Here is a 15,734-nt window from a genome sequence, read left to right as displayed (position 1 = left end):
CAGCGACGCCCGGCTATCCGGTGCGTCGGTGGAATGACACGGGTCACACCGCCCCCTTGAAAACCACGCCGCACCCCATCAGAGGCGCGACGCTTCAAACCTTGCAAACCACAACGCCCATACAAAAAAACGCCTGTGCCGACAAACTCACACAGGCGTTCTTGCAAAGCAGGCACTTACTTACGCAGACTGAGCTTGGCGATCAGGGCGCGATAACGATCAACGTCCTTGTCTTTCAGGTAGTCGAGCAACTTGCGACGGCGGCTCACCATCTTGAGCAGGCCACGACGACCATGATGATCTTTGGCGTGCGTTTTGAAGTGATCGGTCAAATGATTGATGCGCGCGGTCAGCAAAGCGACCTGCACTTCCGGAGATCCGGTATCACCCGTAGCGCGGGCATTGTCGGCGACGATTTGCGCCTTGTTGATTTCTGCAACAGACATGTCAGTTTCCTAGTAGAGAACACGCGAACGCAGAAGAAACCATTCCGCGCCGTGAAGATGAAAAGCCACTGATTCTAACCTGAACTGAAATCGCCACGACTTGAATCGACGCACTGCCTGACCCACAACGCAAACCGCTCGGATTCGGCTCCAAGCTGCCACAGGGCGGCTTGGAGCTGCAGGTCTCATCCCCCTCGGGGGACCTGACGCGAACGCGGCAGGTCTGGGGCGCGATTGGAGAACTTGAAAACTGTCACACTGGCGGCATATCCTGGTTATCGGGGCTTCGATCCCCTATTTCTTAAGGAGAATCCTCATGGCTTATTCCATTACTACCCCATCCAGCCGTTCTTCTCTCTATAGCAGCGGTTTGGAGCCTGTTTTTGGTCGGCTGTTCGATCAGGCATTCCGCGACTTTTTCGCCGCGAGCGACAGTCCTGATCAGGCCTTGAAAAAGCTCAGCATGGATGTGACCGAGACCGACAAGGGCTATACCGTCCACGCCGATCTTCCGGGTATCGAAAAAGACGCGGTCAAAATCCAGATCGATGGCCCGCGCGTCACCATCTCGGCAGAGTCGAAGAAGGAAGACGAGAAGACTGAGGGCGGCAAGGTGATCTACCGCGAACGCAGCGCAAGCCAGTTTTATCGCTCTTTTGAACTGCCCGCCGAGCTAGACGCCGCCGCTGCAGAAGCGAAGCTGGAAAACGGCGTGCTCACCCTCACCCTGCCACGCAAAGCACAAGCCGTAATTCAGCAAATTGCGGTGAAGTAAGTCACCCGTTGGGAACGGCAGCGCACCGCCGCTCCCAACGGTCAAGCGCTTGCAGCGCCAGCACGCAGGCTGTGGATTTGTTCACAGCCTGCGTATTTTCGTGGCGCTTCGGCGGGGTCAAACGGCGCGAACGGGTTTACAGTGCGTTAACAAACCCAACAACGCACCGATCACCGCGCTATGCGCATTCAACTTCTCTCCGATCTGCATCTGGAAACCGAGACCTTCGCGCCGCAACCCGCGCCCGATGCCGATCTGTTGGTTCTTGCGGGCGATATCGACGCCCATCACACCCAGGTCGACCTGTTCCGCGACTGGCCGGTACCGGTCATTTACGTGCCTGGCAACCACGAGCATGACCACAAGGATTTTGATCAAGCCCTGGACGCGTTGCGCGAGCGCTGCGACCGTCTGGGCTTCACCATGCTGCACCGCGAGCAGACTCGAATCGAACACCAGGGACGCACCATCCGGGTGCTGGGCACCACGCTGTGGAATGATTTCGAGCTGTTCGGCGCCGAGGGCATCGAGCGCTGCATGCGCGCAGCTCGCTACTTTGCCGAACAGGTGCAATGCGCCACACGCCACGGCAAACCCATGGGCGTGGCCGAGCTACGCGAAGAAGGGCTACTTTGCCGTGACTGGTTGCGCGATCAACTCACCAACCCCGCCCATCTCTCGGATGCGGACGATGCCACTCTGGTCATCACCCATTTCGCGCCCAGCCTGCGCAGCAACGACGCGCGCTATCCCGTCAACGCCTCGACGGCGAGTTTCTGCAACGCCTATGACGATCTGATTCCACACAGCACGCTGTGGCTGCACGGCCATCTGCACTGTCGGCACGACTACCGGGCAGGCGCTTCGCGAGTGGTGTGCAACGCCCGCGGTCTGGCGAGCAAGGGCGAGGACAGCGACTTTCAGCCGCAAGGCGTGTGGGAAATCTAGCCCGAAACGGCTTTTAGGCCGCCCCGATCTGCGTCAAATCCCAGCGCGGCAGCACATCGAACGGCCCGGCCGCACGGGCCGCTTCCGGGTGCGCCTGCAAGCGCAGGGCGCCGGCCAGGGCAATCATCGCGCCGTTGTCGGTGCACCATTCCAATTCGGGAAAAAACAAGGCCACACCGCGCGCCGACAGCGTCGCAGCCAGTTTCTCCCGCAATTGCCGGTTCGCGCCCACGCCGCCCGCGACGACCACCGACCTTCTTTTCGTCGCTTGCTGCGCGCGCGCGGTTTTGTGCACCAGCACATCGGTGATCGCTTCTTGCGCGGCCGCGGCCAGATCGGCCCGGGCCTGTTCGCACAGATTCGAGCCCAGGCCGCGCACCCGCGTAAGCACGGCGGTTTTCAGTCCGGCGAACGAAAAGTCGAGATCCGGGCTGTGCATCTTCGGCCTCGGAAGATCGAAGGCGGCCGGATTGCCGAAGGCTGCGAGCCGGGCCAGTTCCGGCCCGCCGGGATAACCCAGCCCGAGCAATTTCGCCGATTTGTCGAAAGCCTCGCCGGCCGCATCATCGACCGTCTCGCCCAGCAGGGTGTACTGACCGAAGGCCTGCACATCGAGCAGCATGGTGTGCCCGCCAGACACCAACAGCGCAAGGAAGGGGAAGCTGGGCGGCTGCTTCGAAAGCAGGGGAGACAACAGATGTCCTTCGAGGTGATGAACCCCGATCAGCGGCTTGCCCAATGCCATGCCTAAAGCCGAGGCCACGCCCGCGCCGACCAGCAGCGCCCCCGCCAGCCCCGGCCCGCGGGTGTAGGCGATGGCGTCCACCTGATCCAGCCGCACCCCGGCCTGCTTGAGAGCCAGGTCGGTCAAAGGCAGTAGGCGGCGGATATGGTCGCGCGAGGCCAGCTCAGGCACGACCCCGCCATAGGCCTGATGCATATCGACCTGCGAATGCAGCGCGTGACCGCGCAGACCCGCATCGGTGTCGTACAGTGCGGCGGCGGTTTCATCGCACGACGTTTCAATTCCAAGAACCAGCATGCCCGGCAGTCTAGCCTTCCCAACCACCTTCCGCTCCCCCGCACCTCATCAGCCCCGCTTCGACGCCGTCATCATCGGTGCGGGCGCAGCCGGGCTGCTCTGCGCCGCGCTAGCCGGACAACGTGGGCGGCGCGTACTGTTGCTCGACCACTGGCCCAAGGTCGCCGAGAAAATCCGCATCTCCGGCGGCGGGCGTTGCAACTTCACCAATCTGCACACGCGCCCTGAAAACTTCCTTTCAGGCAACCCGCATTTCTGCAAATCGGCGCTCTCCCGATACGGGCCGCGAGACATCATCGCGTTGCTGCGCAAGCACCGCATCGGCTTTCACGAAAAGCACAAGGGACAACTGTTTTGCGATGACTCGGCAGAGCAACTCATCACCGCACTGCTTGAAGAATGCGCAGCAGGCCAGGTGACGCACTGGCAACCGTGCGCGGTGGAAGCGGTCGAAGCCGCCGCCCCCGGCTTTCGCGTGCGCACCGCAAAAGGCTGGGTGAGCACTGACGCCCTGGTTGTCGCCACCGGAGGGTTGTCGATTCCGCAGATTGGCGCCAGTCCGTTCGGCTATCAACTCGCCGAGCAATTCGGCCTGCCGATCGTCCCGCCCCGCCCCGCCCTGGTGCCGCTGGCATTCGATCCGGCATTGTGGGCGCCGTTTGCCGACCTCAGCGGCGTCTCGCTCGAGGTGGACATTCAGACGGACTATGAGCATCGCACCGTCAATTTCCGCGAAGACCTGTTGTTTACCCACCGCGGACTCAGCGGCCCGGCGATCCTGCAGTCTTCGAGTTACTGGCAAGCGGGCAAACCCCTGCGGATCAACCTGATGGGCGAAGTCTCCGAAGCGGCGTTGCTTCAATCCAAGCAGGGCAATCGGCGCACCCTCGCAGGCGAACTCAGCCAACACCTGCCGCAACGCCTGGCCCACGCCCTGTGCGCACAGACGGGCGACGCTGACCGTCGCATGGCTGATTTCAGCGACAAAGCGCTGCGAACCCTCTGGCAACACTGGCACGCCTGGCCCGTGCTGCCCAGCGGCACGCTGGGCTGGCGCAAAGCCGAGGTCACTGCCGGAGGCATCGATACCCGCGCACTCTCGTCATCGACTCTCATGGCGATGGATGTCCCGGGGCTGCATTTCATCGGCGAAGTCGTCGACGTCACCGGTTGGCTTGGCGGCTACAACTTCCAGTGGGCCTGGAGTTCCGCCGCCGCCTGCGCGCAGGCGCTCTGATAACGTCTTGTGGCCGGGTATTTGTTGCCTTCAAAATTAGGGCATATAATCTTTAGGTTTTTACTCCTCGACACGGCAGGCCACACTCGGCTTGGCTGCTGCGAGTTTGGCCCACGCAGCCCAGTACCCAAGCAGTTGAACCGCGTCGTTGAAACGTCTAATACGACAACGACGGCGGCAGCACGACAAACCCACCTGGCCTGCCTACATTGGATTGAAGCTCATCAATGACCACCATTCGCGTTAAAGAAAACGAGCCGTTCGACGTCGCACTGCGTCGCTTCAAGCGCACCATCGAAAAACTCGGCCTGCTCACCGAACTGCGCGCTCGCGAGTTCTATGAAAAGCCGACCGCAGAGCGCAAGCGCAAGAAGGCCGCAGCGGTCAAGCGCCACTACAAGCGTATCCGCAGCCAAACGCTGCCCGAGCGCAAATACTGATTCCACCCGCCTGATTTCCCGCTGATTTTTTTCGTTTCCGCGCGCTGACTTTTGTTTTGTCTGGCGCCCGTAACGGAATGCGCAAGGCAGCAACGCGCATCTGCAGCTCGCCTCATAGCCCGCCCATCGATGCGGGCTTTTTGCATTGGACTCACCATGACAATCAAAGACCGTATTCAGGATGACATGAAGGCCGCCATGCGCGCCAAAGATGCGCCGCTGCTTGGTGCCATTCGCCTGCTGATGGCCGCAATGAAACAGAAAGAAGTCGACGAACGCATCGAGTTGGACGACGCGGCCATCGTGGCGATCATCGACAAAATGATCAAGCAACGCCGCGACGCCATTGCGCAATTCACCCCGGCCGGGCGCCAGGATCTGGTGGACAAAGAGGCCGCCGAGATCGTCGTTCTCGAACGCTACCTGCCCGCACGCCTGGACGCCGCAGCCATTGACGCCGAGATCCGCGCGCTGATGGCGCAAACCGGCGCCAGCGGCCCGCAGGATTTGGGCAAGCTCATGGGCCCGCTCAAGACGCAGCTTGCCGGTCGGGCCGACATGGCTTTGGCTGCAGCCCGCGCCAAAGCCCTGCTCAGCGGCGCCTGATTCCGGGTACGGCGCCGTGAACCCAAGCTCCGACGCCAGTTCGCGCCCTTTGTTGGTGTTCTCCCACGCCAACGGCTTTCCCGCTCCGGTGTATCGCAAGCTGTTTCAGGCGCTCGAACCGGCATTTCGGGTGCGCGCCGTGCCCATTTACGGTCACGACGCCCGGTATCCCGTGCGCGATGGCTGGAAGCCGCTGGCGCAGCAACTGATCGATTACCTGCAGCACGATTGCCACGGCGAGCCGGCCGTACTGGTCGGGCACTCGCTGGGGGGCTATTTGAGCCTGATGGCTGCACATGCCCGCCCCGAAATGGCGCAGCAGGTCATTCTGCTCGACTCGCCCGTGGTGTCTGGCTGGCGCGCGCGGCTGCTCTGGCTGTCCAAACGCACCGGGCTGGGCGAGCGATTCTCGCCCGCTGCGGCGGCCAAACGACGGCGCACGCGCTGGCCCGACGTTGACGCCGTGCGCACCCATTTCTCCTCGAAAACCGCCTTTGCACAATGGGACCCGGAAATGCTGGGCGACTACTGCGCGTTCGGCACCCGGGCCGATCCGCAGGGCCGGGCGCTGGCCTTCGAGCGCGACATCGAATATCGCATTTACAAAACTCTGCCGCACCAGCTCGGCGCCCTGGCGCGCAAGCCCTTTCCCGTGCCGGTGAGTTTCATCGGTGGACGATCATCGCGCGAAATCCGCATGGCCGGAATGCAGACCACGATGCGCCTGGCGCAAGACCGCCTGCAGTGGATCGATGGCTCGCACCTGTTCCCATTCGAGGCGCCGCAGCAGACTGCACGCCTGATCGAGCGGGCTTTCGACCTCGCCAGCAACGCCTGTCATCCAGGTCTCAAAACCTGCTCCCTATAATGCACTTTTACCGGCATTCGTCGCGGCTATGACCAAATATGTGTTCGTCACCGGCGGAGTGGTGTCCAGCTTAGGCAAGGGCATCTCATCCGCATCTCTCGCCGCGATTCTCGAATCGCGCGGCCTCAAAGTCACCCTCATCAAACTCGATCCCTACATCAACGTCGATCCAGGGACCATGAGCCCCTTCCAGCACGGCGAAGTCTTCGTCACCGAAGACGGCGCCGAGACCGATCTCGATCTGGGGCATTACGAGCGCTTCATCACCACCCGCATGCGGCGGGTGAACAATTTCACCACCGGCCAGATTTACGACAGCGTGCTGCGCAAGGAACGTCGCGGCGAATACCTCGGCAAGACGGTGCAGGTGATTCCGCACATCACCAACGAAATTCAGGATTTCGTTCGTCGCGGCGCTGGCGAGGGCACCGCTGACGCGGTGGACGTCGCCTTGGTAGAAATCGGCGGCACGGTGGGCGACATCGAATCCCTGCCTTTTCTCGAAGCCGCGCGGCAGATGAGCCTGCGCATGAAGCGGGGCGACTGTGCCTTTGTTCACCTCACCCTCGTGCCCTACATTCCGGCCGCTGGCGAACTCAAGACCAAGCCCACGCAGCACAGCGTGCAAAAACTGCGCGAGATCGGCATCTCGCCCGACGCCTTGCTGTGCCGCGCCGACCGCCCGATTCCCGACGATGAGCGTGCCAAGATTTCCATGTTCTCGAACGTGCGCGAAGACGCGGTGATTTCGGTGTGGGACGTGGACACGATCTACAAGATTCCGCAAATGTTGCACCAGCAGCATCTCGACGACATCATTTGTGAAAAGTTGGGCATCACGGCGCCTCCTGCCAACCTCAAGGTCTGGAACGATCTGGTGCAGGCGCTCGAACATCCGCAGCACAACGTGCGCATCGCCATGGTGGGCAAGTACGTCGATCTGTCGGACTCGTACAAGTCGCTCAACGAAGCCTTGCGCCACGCCGGCATCAAGACCAGCTCGCGCGTCGAGATCAGCTATCTCGACTCGGAAACCCTAGAGCCGACCAACATCGCCCAGCTCGACGGCTATGACGCCGTGCTCGTGCCCGGCGGATTCGGCAAGCGCGGCGTCGAGGGCAAGATTCTTGCCGCGCAATATGCTCGCGAACACCGCATTCCCTACCTGGGCATCTGTCTGGGCATGCAGGTGGCCACCATCGAATTCGCCCGCCACGTCGCTGGGCTGCCGCAAGCCAACAGCACCGAGTTCGAGCCCGACACCCCGCAGCCCGTGATCGCGCTGATCGACGAGTGGCTCGACCGCGACGGCAGCGTGCAGAAGCGTCACGCCGGATCCGATCTCGGCGGCACCATGCGGCTGGGCGCCCAAAGCTCCGATGTGAAACCGGGCACCCTCGCTCACAGCATCTACGGCAATGTGGTGACCGAACGTCATCGCCATCGCTACGAGGCCAACGAGCACTATCTGGCTACCCTGCAAAAAGCCGGGCTGGTCATCTCGGCCATCACGCAGCGCGAGCACCTCACCGAAATCATCGAGTTGCCGCAAACCGTGCATCCGTGGTTCGTCGGCGTGCAGTTCCACCCGGAATTCAAATCGACGCCCTGGGGCGGCCACCCGCTGTTCACGGCCTTCATTCAGGCCGCCCTGCAACGCCACGCCGCAAACGCCTGATCCGCACGCCTCGCCATGCCCACTCCACAAACCCTTTGCGGATTTCCCGTCGGCCTCGATCAGCCATTCTTTCTCATCAGCGGCCCCTGCGTAGTCGAGTCCGAGCAGTTGCAAATGGATGTAGCCGGGCAGTTGCGCGACATCTGCCGTTCCCTCGACATCCCGCTGATTTTTAAATCGAGCTACGACAAGGCCAATCGTTCGAGCGGAGCGTCGTTTCGCGGCCCCGGCATGGAGCAGGGTCTGGAAATTCTGGCCAAGGTGCGCCGCGACATCGGCGTGCCCGTTCTCACCGATGTGCATACCGCCGAAGAGGCCCCGCGTGTGGCCGAGATCGTCGATGTGCTGCAGACCCCGGCCTTCCTCTGCCGCCAGACTGACTTCATTCATGCGGTCAGCAGTCTGGGCAAGCCGGTAAACATCAAAAAAGGCGGGCGACATGAAAAACGTCATCGCCAAGGCGCGCGCCGCCGCCGCACAGGCGGGGCATCCTGACACCTTGTTCATGGCCTGCGAACGTGGTGTGAGCTTTGGCTACAACAATCTGGTCTCCGACATGCGCTCGCTGGCCATCATGCGCGAAACGCAAAGCCCCGTCGTCTTCGACGCCACCCATTCGGTGCAACTGCCCGGCGGCCAAGGCACGAGTTCCGGCGGACAGCGCGAGTTCGTTCCGGTGCTCGCCCGCGCGGCCATTGCCGCGGGTGTGGCGGGCGTTTTCATGGAGACCCACCCCGATCCGGCCCATGCGCTGAGCGACGGCCCCAACGCGGTGCCGCTGCACCACATGCGTGCCCTGCTCGAAAGCCTCAAAGACATCGACGCCGCAGTCAAGCGCCGCGGTTTCCTCGAAACCCAATTCAACTAATCCCCATGAGCGCCTACATCATCGCCGACGTCGATGTGACCGACCCCCAGCAATACGACCAATACAAGGTGTTGTCGTCCCAGGCCATCGCGGCGCACGGTGCGGAGGTCTGCATCCGTGGCGGCGTGGTCGAGGTGCTCGAAGGCGACTGGTCGCCTACTCGCATCGTGCTGCTGAAGTTTCCAGACCTTGCAGCGGCGCGCAGTTTCTACGACAGCGCCGAGTATCTGCTGGCGCGGCAGGCGCGTGCCGGCGCCGCCACCATGCGCATGATCGCCGTGCAAGGCGTCTGAAACCCATCTTTGTTCCCATCTTTTCTCACATTCCCTGACAGGAGTCTCCATGAGTGCCATCGTTGACCTCACCGCCCGCGAAATCCTCGATAGCCGCGGCAATCCCACAGTCGAATGCGACGTGGTGCTGGAAACCGGCTTCATCGGCCGCGCCGCCGTGCCGTCGGGCGCATCCACCGGCACGCGCGAAGCCATGGAGCTGCGCGACGGCGACAAGTCGCGCTTCGGCGGCAAAGGCGTGCTGCGCGCGGTTGAGCACATCAACACCGAAATCACCGAAGCGGTGATGGGCCTGGACGCCACCGAGCAAACCTTCCTCGACCAGACTCTGATCGACCTCGACGGCACGCACAACAAGTCACGCCTGGGCGCCAATGCCATCCTGGCCGTCAGCATGGCCGTGGCCAAGGCGGCCGCCGAAGAAGCCGGCATGCCGATCTACCAGTATCTCGGCGGCTTTTCGGCGCGCGAGCTGCCGGTGCCGATGATGAACGTGATCAACGGCGGCGCCCACGCCAACAACAGCCTGGACATGCAAGAGTTCATGATCATGCCGGTGGGCGCGCCCAACTTCCACGAGGCGCTGCGCTACGGCGCCGAGGTGTTTCACGCGCTCAAGGGCATCCTGAATGATCGCGGCCTGCCTACCACTGTGGGCGACGAAGGCGGCTTTGCGCCGAACGTGGCCAACCATGAAGCCGCGCTGCAACTCATCGTCGAAGCCATCGAGAAGGCGGGCTACCGCCCGGGCGAGCAGATCGCCATCGCCCTCGACCCGGCTTCGAGCGAGTTCTACAAGGACGGCAAATATCACCTCGAAGGCGAAGGTCTGGTGCTATCCACCGAGGAAATGGTCGATTTCTACGACAACTGGCTGGGCAAATATCCCATCGTGTCCATCGAAGACGGCCTGGCCGAACAAGACTGGGACGGATGGAAGCTGCTCAACTCCCGTCTGGGCAAGAAGGTGCAGTTGGTGGGCGATGACATTTTTGTCACCAATACCTCCATCCTGAAAAACGGCATTGCCGACAAGCTGGCCAACTCCATTCTGATCAAGGTGAACCAAATCGGCACCCTGACCGAGACCTTCGCCGCCATCGAAATGGCCAAGCGCGCAGGCTGGACCGCCGTGGTGTCGCACCGCTCCGGCGAAACCGAAGACAGCATCATCGCCGACATCGCCGTGGCCACCAATGCCGGGCAGATCAAGACCGGCTCGCTGTCGCGCAGCGACCGCATCGCCAAGTACAACCAGTTGCTGCGCATCGAGGAAAACCTGGGCGAGACCGCCCGCTTCCTCGGCCGCGACGTGTTCTACAACCTGCGCTGATTTCACCGCACGCGGCCGATCGTCATGCGCTGGGTCACCGTTCTGCTCGTGAGTTTGCTGCTGTTGCTGCAGTGGCCGCTGTGGTTCGGCGAGCGGGGCTGGTTCGCGGTGCAACGGCTGGAAAATCAGCTCAGCCAGCAAGAGCAGGCCAACGCGCTGGCCCAGCAGGACAACGACCGCCTAGCCGCCGAGGTCCACGACCTGAAAGCCGGTCTTGGCGGTGTTCAAGACCAAGCCCGTCGCGAAATGGGCATGGTCAAGCCTGACGAGATTTTTGTGCAGATCGTGCCGCCCGCGCGGGCGGCCAGCGCCAGCGCCCGATAAAAAGGGGTCCGGAAGCCCTCAGTGGCGTATGAGTGGCCTATGAGTGACGTATCAATGACGTACTGATGCCACCGGCGGTTGAACCAGGGTGTTGACAAACACTTGAGCCGCATCGATGGCATCAAAGGCATAGCCCTGACCGCAGAATTCGCAGCGCACATCCACCTCGCCGCGCTCCGCGATAATCGACTCCACCTCCTCGCGCCCCAGCATGCGCAACATGCCCACAACGCGATCACGCGAACAGGTGCAGTGAAAACGCGGGGTCTGCGGCTCGAAAACCCGGGCACCCTCTTCCCAGAACAGGCGCCTGAGCACTTCCTCAGGCGCGAGCTGCAGCAGTTCATCGGAAGTCAAGGTTGCCGCCAGATGGCGGGCACGCTGAAAGTCCTCGTCGGGTTGTTCCGCCCCCTCGGCGGTCTGTTTCTCACCGGGCATGCGTTGCAGCAGCAGACCGCACACAGCCTCGTCGTTGCTGGCCAGCAGAAGCAGCGAGTCGATCTGCTCCGATTGCGCCAGATACTGTTCCAGCATGGCAGCGAGCGACGGCAGCGTCTGACCGTGCTCATCGGTCAGCGCCACGATACCTTGGTAGGGCTGCAGGCCGGATTCGGGATTGCGCGGATCGAGGGTGATGGCGCAGCGTCCTTTGCCATCTGGATTGACCAGCGACGCCAGGTCTTGGGGCAAGGCCGCAGCCTCCTGCAAATCGTCGGCCATCTTGGCCGTTGCCCGCAACCCGAAGTCGGGCTGACACTCGGCGACGGCGAGCTTCAGCGGGCCGTCGCCCTGAATCTGCAAAATCAAGGCGCCATCGAATTTCAGGCTGCCCGCCAGCAAGGCGCTGGCTGCCGCCATCTGCCCCACCAGTGCGGCGACCTCCTGCGGATAGGTGCGGCGCTTGCACAGTTCGGCCCAGGTGGACTCCAGACGGACGAGAACACCGCGCACATGGCCCGTGCCCAGCATGAATTTGACGAGTTGATCGCTCATGAATGCATTAGTTGAAGTTCTTGGGCAAAGCGCTGGGCGCGCTCGACGTAGTGTTCGGCACTGCCTTTCAGCGCGGCAATGGCCTCGGGCGTGAGTTCGCGCGCCACGCGTGCGGGCGCACCCAAAATCAGCACCCCATCGGGAAACACTTTTCCCTCGGTGACCAAGGCGCCGGCGCCCACCAGGCAATTGCGGCCAATCTGCGCGCCATTCAAGACCACCGCGCCAATGCCGATCAGGCTGCCCTCGCCGATGGTGCAGCCATGCAGCATGGCCTGATGGCCGATGGTGACGCGCGGCCCTACCGTGAGCGGATAGCCGGGGTCGGTGTGGAGCACCGAACCATCCTGCACATTCGATTCCTCTCCGATCTCGATGAGTTCGTTGTCACCGCGCAGCACGGCAGAAAACCACACGCTCGAACGCGGCTGCAGCCGCACTTTGCCCATGACCTGCGCGCCCGGCGCCACATAGGCATCGGCGGCGATCTCGGGGCGCCAGTCGGCGAATTGGTAAATTGGCATGATGGATCACTCCAGAAAAATCAGGCCATGAACTGGCAAATCCCCCGGCTTGAACCGGGCGATGACTTTCCGCCCGCATCGCAGGCGCTCCCCGCATTGTCGCCGTTCCCCGGCTTGCTTGCCGTGGGCGGGCAACTCGATGCCGACACCCTGGAGCGGGCCTACCGGCAGGGTATTTTCCCCTGGTTCAGCCCGGGCGAGCCGCTGCTGTGGTGGAGCACCGATCCGCGCATGGTGCTGCGGTCCGAGCAGTTGCATGTGACGCGCTCGCTGAAAAAATCGGCACGTCGGTTCGGTCGCAGCGCCGATTGGCATCTTCGGATCGACACCGCCTTCCCCCGCGTGATGCAGCAGTGCGGCGCGCAGCGCGCCGACACCGGCACCTGGATCACCCCCGACATGCTTCAGGCCTACACCACCCTGCACACGCGCGGCCTGGCCCACAGTTTCGAGCTGTGGGAGGGCGATGCGCTGCGCGCCGGTCTGTACGGCGTGTGCATCGGCCGCATGTTCTACGGCGAATCCATGTTCACCGAGGTGAGCGATGGCTCGAAAACCTTGCTGATGGCGCTGTGCGGGTTTTGTCTGCGCCACCGCATCGACCTGATCGATTGCCAGCAGCAGACCGACTATCTGGCGCAGATGGGCGCTGCGCCGATCGCACGCGATGCGTTTTTGCACCATGTGGCGCAAGCCACAAGGCAATCGGCCGTACCGGGCTGGCAGTATGATGATTCAACCTTTCTCACCGACTGCGCGCGCTGGCTGTGACCCATCCCAAAGAACTTCCACTCACGACCCTGCAGTTCTACGCCACGGCAAGTTACCCGTGCAGTTACTTGCCGGGCCGCATGGCGCGCTCGCAGGTGGCCACGCCCAGCCATCTGATCAACGCCGATGTGTACTCCGATCTGGTGCGCGCCGGCTTTCGTCGCAGCGGTCTGTTCACCTACCGCCCGCAGTGCGACGACTGCCAGGCCTGCCTACCCATCCGCGTGCTGGCAGCGCAGTTTTCGCCCAACCGCACGCAGCAAAGAGCCTGGAAGCGACATGGCGATCTCTCGGTGCGCGTGCTCAAGCTAGGCTTCATTCCCGAGCACTATCAGCTTTATCTGCGCTATCAGGCCGCGCGCCACACCGGCGGCGGCATGGATCACGACAGCATCGACCAGTACGCCCAATTTCTGCTGCAAAGCCGGGTGAACACACGGCTGGTCGAGTTTCGAGCCCCCGCGCAGGCTGGCGCAGAGCTTGGCGCCCTCAAGATGGTCTCAGTGGTCGACGTGCTGTCCGACGGCCTTTCTGCGGTGTACACCTTCTTTGAAACGGCGGACGCCGGCACCAGCTACGGCACCTACAACATCCTCTGGCAGATCGAGCAGGCGCGCTCCATGCAGTTGCCGCATGTGTATCTGGGCTACTGGATCGCGCACAGCCGCAAAATGGCCTACAAATCCAATTTCACGCCGTTTGAAATCTACCGCGACGGCGGCTGGTTCAACCCGCTATCCGCAAGCGTATGACCTCCGCGGTCACCCTGCCGCCTTGCCCTTGGCGCGCTGTGCGAACTGCTGTTTGAAGGTTGCCTGCGACGGCACGGACAGATCGCGGTAAGCCGTCCACCCCGAGGCGCCTGGCAGGTCATCAGCCGCAAGACCCTCGACGCCAGCCGCGCCCCCGGCCGATACAGCCAGGGATGCCGCGCGGCATAGCTCCACAGCCTCAAGGCCCAGCGCTCCATGCCCGGCCGCATTTCGCGCTCGAATTGCTGTTCGCGCATTTTGCGCAGCAGATCGGGCAGCGGGATTTTCATCGGGCACACGACCTGACATTGCCCGCACAACGTGGCGGCCTGCGGCAAATCCTGCGTGCTTTCAAGCCCCTGGTAACTCGGCGTCAGCACCGACCCCATCGGCCCCGGATACACCCAGCCGTAGGCGTGCCCGCCGATTTTCTGATAGACGGGGCAATGGTTCATACAGGCGCCGCAGCGTATGCAGCGCAACATCTCGGCAAACGCACCGCCCACCAGACTGGTGCGTCCGCCATCGAGCAGCACCACATACATATGCTCCGGCCCGTCGCGGTCGCCCTCGCGCTTCGGGCCGGTGAGCACGGAGAAGTAGTTGCTGATGGTCTGCCCCGTCGCCGAACGAGGCAGCAGGCGCATCACCGCCGCTAGGTCTTCAAGCGTGGGCAGCACCTTCTCCACCCCGGTCACCGCCACATGCACCCGCGGCAGGATGGTGCACATACCCTCGTTGCCCTCATTGGTGACCAGGGCGACGGAACCGGTTTCAGCCACCACGAAATTGCCCCCGGTAATGCCCATATCGGCCGACAGAAACTTCGCCCGCAGCACCTCGCGGGCCTCACGGGTCATCTCGGGGATGTCGGTCTTACGCTGCGTGTGGTGCGTGCGCGCGAACAGATCGGCGATTTCCTCTTTGTCCTTGTGCACCACGGGCGCAATGATGTGCGAAGGGGGTTCGTTGCCGTTGATCTGCAGGATGTACTCGCCCAGATCGGTCTCCGTCACCTGCACGGCTGCGGCTTCCAGCGCCGCGTTCAAGCCCATCTCCTCCGACACCATCGACTTCGACTTGATGGCCTGCTTGCAATCGTGCTTTCGGGCGATCTGCACCACCAGATCGGCGGCTTCCTGCGGGGTTTGCGCCCAGAGCACCGTGGTGCCGCGGCGCTGCGCTTCGGCTTCGAATCGCTCCAGCCAGACATCGAGCGTCTTGAGCGCCACGTTGCGACGATTCACCGCAGCATCGCGAATCTGCTCGAACCCGTCCAGCGCGGCGATGGCCGCTGCCCGGCCGGTCACAAACTTGGTCGAGAGCTTCTTGAGGTTTTGCTGCAAACGCTGATCGGCCAGCTTCTGGCCGGCGCGCGCCTTGAAATGCAGAGTCTGTGATTCCATGATCAGCGCTTTCCACTCAGCACTTCAGCGATATGAAGCACCTGAGTTGTGTTGTCTCCCTGCCGCCGCAGCCGTCCTTCGATTTGCATCATGCAGCCCAGATCGCCCAGCACCACGGCACGCGCCTTGGTCGCCTGAATATTGGCGCACTTGTCGTCGGCAATGGCGGCGGAAATATTGCCGTACTTCACCGCGAAGGTGCCCCCAAAGCCGCAGCACTGCTCGCATTGCTCCATTTCGCACAGACTGAGTCCGGGCACGAGCGACAGCAGTTGGCGGGGCTGTTGCTTGATGCCCAATTCGCGCAAACCCGAGCAGGAATCGTGATACGTCACCTCGCCCTCGAACGCGCCGGGCACCTCGGTCAGATGGGCCACACGCACCAGAAAGTCGGTAAGTTCAAACAGACGCGACTGTATGGCGGCGAAAC

The 15,734-nt window shown here is 62.6% G+C and carries 17 protein-coding genes and 2 pseudogenes; 13 read left to right on the top strand and 6 right to left on the bottom strand.

Translation table 11 applies throughout. From position 1 onward, the window contains the following. Window positions 1-176: 176 nt before the first annotated feature. Complete coding sequence (gene rpsO, locus ABT24_RS07940) at window positions 177-446, bottom strand: 30S ribosomal protein S15 (RefSeq protein WP_276727017.1); 270 nt, start codon at window positions 444-446, stop codon at window positions 177-179. Window positions 447-762: 316 nt separating this feature from the next. On the opposite strand from rpsO, the gene ABT24_RS07935 reads away from it, so the two are divergent. Continuing rightward, window positions 763-1,221 (top strand): Hsp20/alpha crystallin family protein, encoded by a 459-nt coding sequence (locus ABT24_RS07935; protein ID WP_013106548.1) that lies wholly within the window; start codon window positions 763-765, stop codon window positions 1,219-1,221. A gap of 180 nt (window positions 1,222-1,401) precedes the next feature. Further along, the gene (locus tag ABT24_RS07930; RefSeq protein ID WP_276727014.1) at window positions 1,402-2,169 is read left to right on the top strand and encodes a metallophosphoesterase; all 768 of its coding nucleotides are present in this window, start codon (window positions 1,402-1,404) and stop codon (window positions 2,167-2,169) included. Window positions 2,170-2,182: 13 nt separating this feature from the next. Here the strand turns inward: ABT24_RS07930 and tsaD are convergent, their stop codons facing one another. Further along, on the bottom strand, window positions 2,183-3,211 hold the full coding sequence (gene tsaD / locus ABT24_RS07925; RefSeq protein WP_156054686.1) for a tRNA (adenosine(37)-N6)-threonylcarbamoyltransferase complex transferase subunit TsaD: 1,029 nt from the start codon (window positions 3,209-3,211) through the stop codon (window positions 2,183-2,185). Between tsaD and ABT24_RS07920 the strand changes: the two genes are divergently transcribed. From ABT24_RS07920 to ftsB, 9 genes and pseudogenes are all read left to right on the top strand, one after another. Continuing rightward, window positions 3,210-4,448: a BaiN/RdsA family NAD(P)/FAD-dependent oxidoreductase gene (locus ABT24_RS07920; RefSeq protein WP_276727012.1), complete on the top strand. Its 1,239-nt coding sequence runs from the start codon at window positions 3,210-3,212 to the stop codon at window positions 4,446-4,448. The two genes, tsaD and ABT24_RS07920, sit on opposite strands and share 2 nt — an antisense overlap. Window positions 4,449-4,675: 227 nt before the next feature. Continuing rightward, window positions 4,676-4,888, top strand: a complete 213-nt coding sequence (gene rpsU, locus ABT24_RS07915) for a 30S ribosomal protein S21 (protein WP_013106552.1) — start codon at window positions 4,676-4,678, stop codon at window positions 4,886-4,888. Window positions 4,889-5,044: 156 nt separating this feature from the next. Continuing rightward, window positions 5,045-5,494 carry a GatB/YqeY domain-containing protein gene (locus ABT24_RS07910; RefSeq protein ID WP_013106553.1) on the top strand — a complete coding sequence of 150 codons (450 nt, stop codon included), beginning with the start codon at window positions 5,045-5,047 and terminating at the stop codon, window positions 5,492-5,494. A gap of 16 nt (window positions 5,495-5,510) precedes the next feature. Then, a complete protein-coding gene (locus ABT24_RS07905; RefSeq protein WP_276727009.1) occupies window positions 5,511-6,362 on the top strand; it encodes an alpha/beta fold hydrolase in 852 nt (283 codons plus the stop codon). Window positions 6,363-6,390: 28 nt separating this feature from the next. Continuing rightward, complete coding sequence (pyrG, locus tag ABT24_RS07900) at window positions 6,391-8,040, top strand: CTP synthase (RefSeq protein WP_276727007.1); 1,650 nt, start codon at window positions 6,391-6,393, stop codon at window positions 8,038-8,040. Window positions 8,041-8,055: 15 nt separating this feature from the next. Beyond that, window positions 8,056-8,908 (top strand): annotated as a pseudogene (gene kdsA, locus ABT24_RS07895) (3-deoxy-8-phosphooctulonate synthase). A gap of 5 nt (window positions 8,909-8,913) precedes the next feature. Next, a complete protein-coding gene (locus ABT24_RS07890) occupies window positions 8,914-9,201 on the top strand; it encodes a DUF1330 domain-containing protein (protein ID WP_276727002.1) in 288 nt (95 codons plus the stop codon). Between the two features lie 49 nt (window positions 9,202-9,250). Further along, complete coding sequence (gene eno, locus ABT24_RS07885) at window positions 9,251-10,534, top strand: phosphopyruvate hydratase (RefSeq protein WP_276727000.1); 1,284 nt, start codon at window positions 9,251-9,253, stop codon at window positions 10,532-10,534. Window positions 10,535-10,558: 24 nt separating this feature from the next. After that, window positions 10,559-10,858, top strand: a complete 300-nt coding sequence (gene ftsB, locus ABT24_RS07880) for a cell division protein FtsB (RefSeq protein ID WP_013106559.1) — start codon at window positions 10,559-10,561, stop codon at window positions 10,856-10,858. A 51-nt stretch (window positions 10,859-10,909) separates the two neighbouring features. On the opposite strand, the gene hslO is transcribed toward ftsB, so the two are convergent. Together hslO and ABT24_RS07870 are read right to left on the bottom strand one after the other, a co-directional pair. Beyond that, complete coding sequence (gene hslO, locus ABT24_RS07875) at window positions 10,910-11,851, bottom strand: Hsp33 family molecular chaperone HslO (RefSeq protein ID WP_276726998.1); 942 nt, start codon at window positions 11,849-11,851, stop codon at window positions 10,910-10,912. Further along, window positions 11,848-12,375, bottom strand: a complete 528-nt coding sequence (locus ABT24_RS07870) for a gamma carbonic anhydrase family protein (protein WP_276726997.1) — start codon at window positions 12,373-12,375, stop codon at window positions 11,848-11,850. Before ABT24_RS07870 ends, hslO begins: the two co-directional genes overlap by 4 nt. A gap of 27 nt (window positions 12,376-12,402) precedes the next feature. Here ABT24_RS07870 and aat point away from each other — a divergent pair, with 27 nt between their 5' ends. Together aat and ABT24_RS07860 are read left to right on the top strand one after the other, a co-directional pair. Further along, complete coding sequence (gene aat / locus ABT24_RS07865) at window positions 12,403-13,146, top strand: leucyl/phenylalanyl-tRNA--protein transferase (RefSeq protein WP_276726995.1); 744 nt, start codon at window positions 12,403-12,405, stop codon at window positions 13,144-13,146. After that, entirely contained in the window at window positions 13,143-13,898 is a 756-nt protein-coding gene (locus ABT24_RS07860; protein ID WP_276726993.1) for an arginyltransferase, read from the top strand. The genes aat and ABT24_RS07860 overlap by 4 nt, the downstream gene beginning before the upstream one ends. 9 nt (window positions 13,899-13,907) lie before the next feature. Here ABT24_RS07860 and ABT24_RS07855 read toward each other — a convergent pair. Both ABT24_RS07855 and ABT24_RS07850 read right to left on the bottom strand, forming a co-directional pair. After that, window positions 13,908-15,304, bottom strand: a pseudogene (locus tag ABT24_RS07855) (LutB/LldF family L-lactate oxidation iron-sulfur protein). 2 nt (window positions 15,305-15,306) lie between these two features. After that, the coding region (locus ABT24_RS07850; RefSeq protein ID WP_286737630.1) for a heterodisulfide reductase-related iron-sulfur binding cluster at window positions 15,307-15,734 on the bottom strand (428 nt) is incomplete at its 5' end.

The sequence above is a fragment of the Thiomonas sp. SCN 64-16 genome, assembly GCF_001725585.1.
In the GTDB taxonomy this organism is placed as follows: domain Bacteria; phylum Pseudomonadota; class Gammaproteobacteria; order Burkholderiales; family Burkholderiaceae_C; genus Thiomonas; species Thiomonas arsenitoxydans.
Note: the sequence above shows the minus strand (reverse complement) of the source record. Positions and strands in the feature narration are given on the sequence as shown.

Bases quoted from the DNA above. Each gene is read 5' to 3' on its own strand.
- rpsO (WP_276727017.1), bottom strand. From the start codon at position 446: ATGTCTGTTGCAGAAATCAACAAGGCGCAAATCGTCGCCGACAATGCC.
- ABT24_RS07935 (WP_013106548.1), top strand. From the start codon at position 763: ATGGCTTATTCCATTACTACCCCATCCAGCCGTTCTTCTCTCTATAGC.
- ABT24_RS07930 (WP_276727014.1), top strand. From the start codon at position 1,402: ATGCGCATTCAACTTCTCTCCGATCTGCATCTGGAAACCGAGACCTTC.
- ABT24_RS07920 (WP_276727012.1), top strand. From the start codon at position 3,210: ATGCCCGGCAGTCTAGCCTTCCCAACCACCTTCCGCTCCCCCGCACCT.
- tsaD (WP_156054686.1), bottom strand. From the start codon at position 3,211: ATGCTGGTTCTTGGAATTGAAACGTCGTGCGATGAAACCGCCGCCGCA.
- rpsU (WP_013106552.1), top strand. From the start codon at position 4,676: ATGACCACCATTCGCGTTAAAGAAAACGAGCCGTTCGACGTCGCACTG.
- ABT24_RS07910 (WP_013106553.1), top strand. From the start codon at position 5,045: ATGACAATCAAAGACCGTATTCAGGATGACATGAAGGCCGCCATGCGC.
- pyrG (WP_276727007.1), top strand. From the start codon at position 6,391: ATGACCAAATATGTGTTCGTCACCGGCGGAGTGGTGTCCAGCTTAGGC.
- ABT24_RS07890 (WP_276727002.1), top strand. From the start codon at position 8,914: ATGAGCGCCTACATCATCGCCGACGTCGATGTGACCGACCCCCAGCAA.
- eno (WP_276727000.1), top strand. From the start codon at position 9,251: ATGAGTGCCATCGTTGACCTCACCGCCCGCGAAATCCTCGATAGCCGC.
- ftsB (WP_013106559.1), top strand. From the start codon at position 10,559: ATGCGCTGGGTCACCGTTCTGCTCGTGAGTTTGCTGCTGTTGCTGCAG.
- hslO (WP_276726998.1), bottom strand. From the start codon at position 11,851: ATGAGCGATCAACTCGTCAAATTCATGCTGGGCACGGGCCATGTGCGC.
- ABT24_RS07870 (WP_276726997.1), bottom strand. From the start codon at position 12,375: ATGCCAATTTACCAATTCGCCGACTGGCGCCCCGAGATCGCCGCCGAT.
- aat (WP_276726995.1), top strand. From the start codon at position 12,403: ATGAACTGGCAAATCCCCCGGCTTGAACCGGGCGATGACTTTCCGCCC.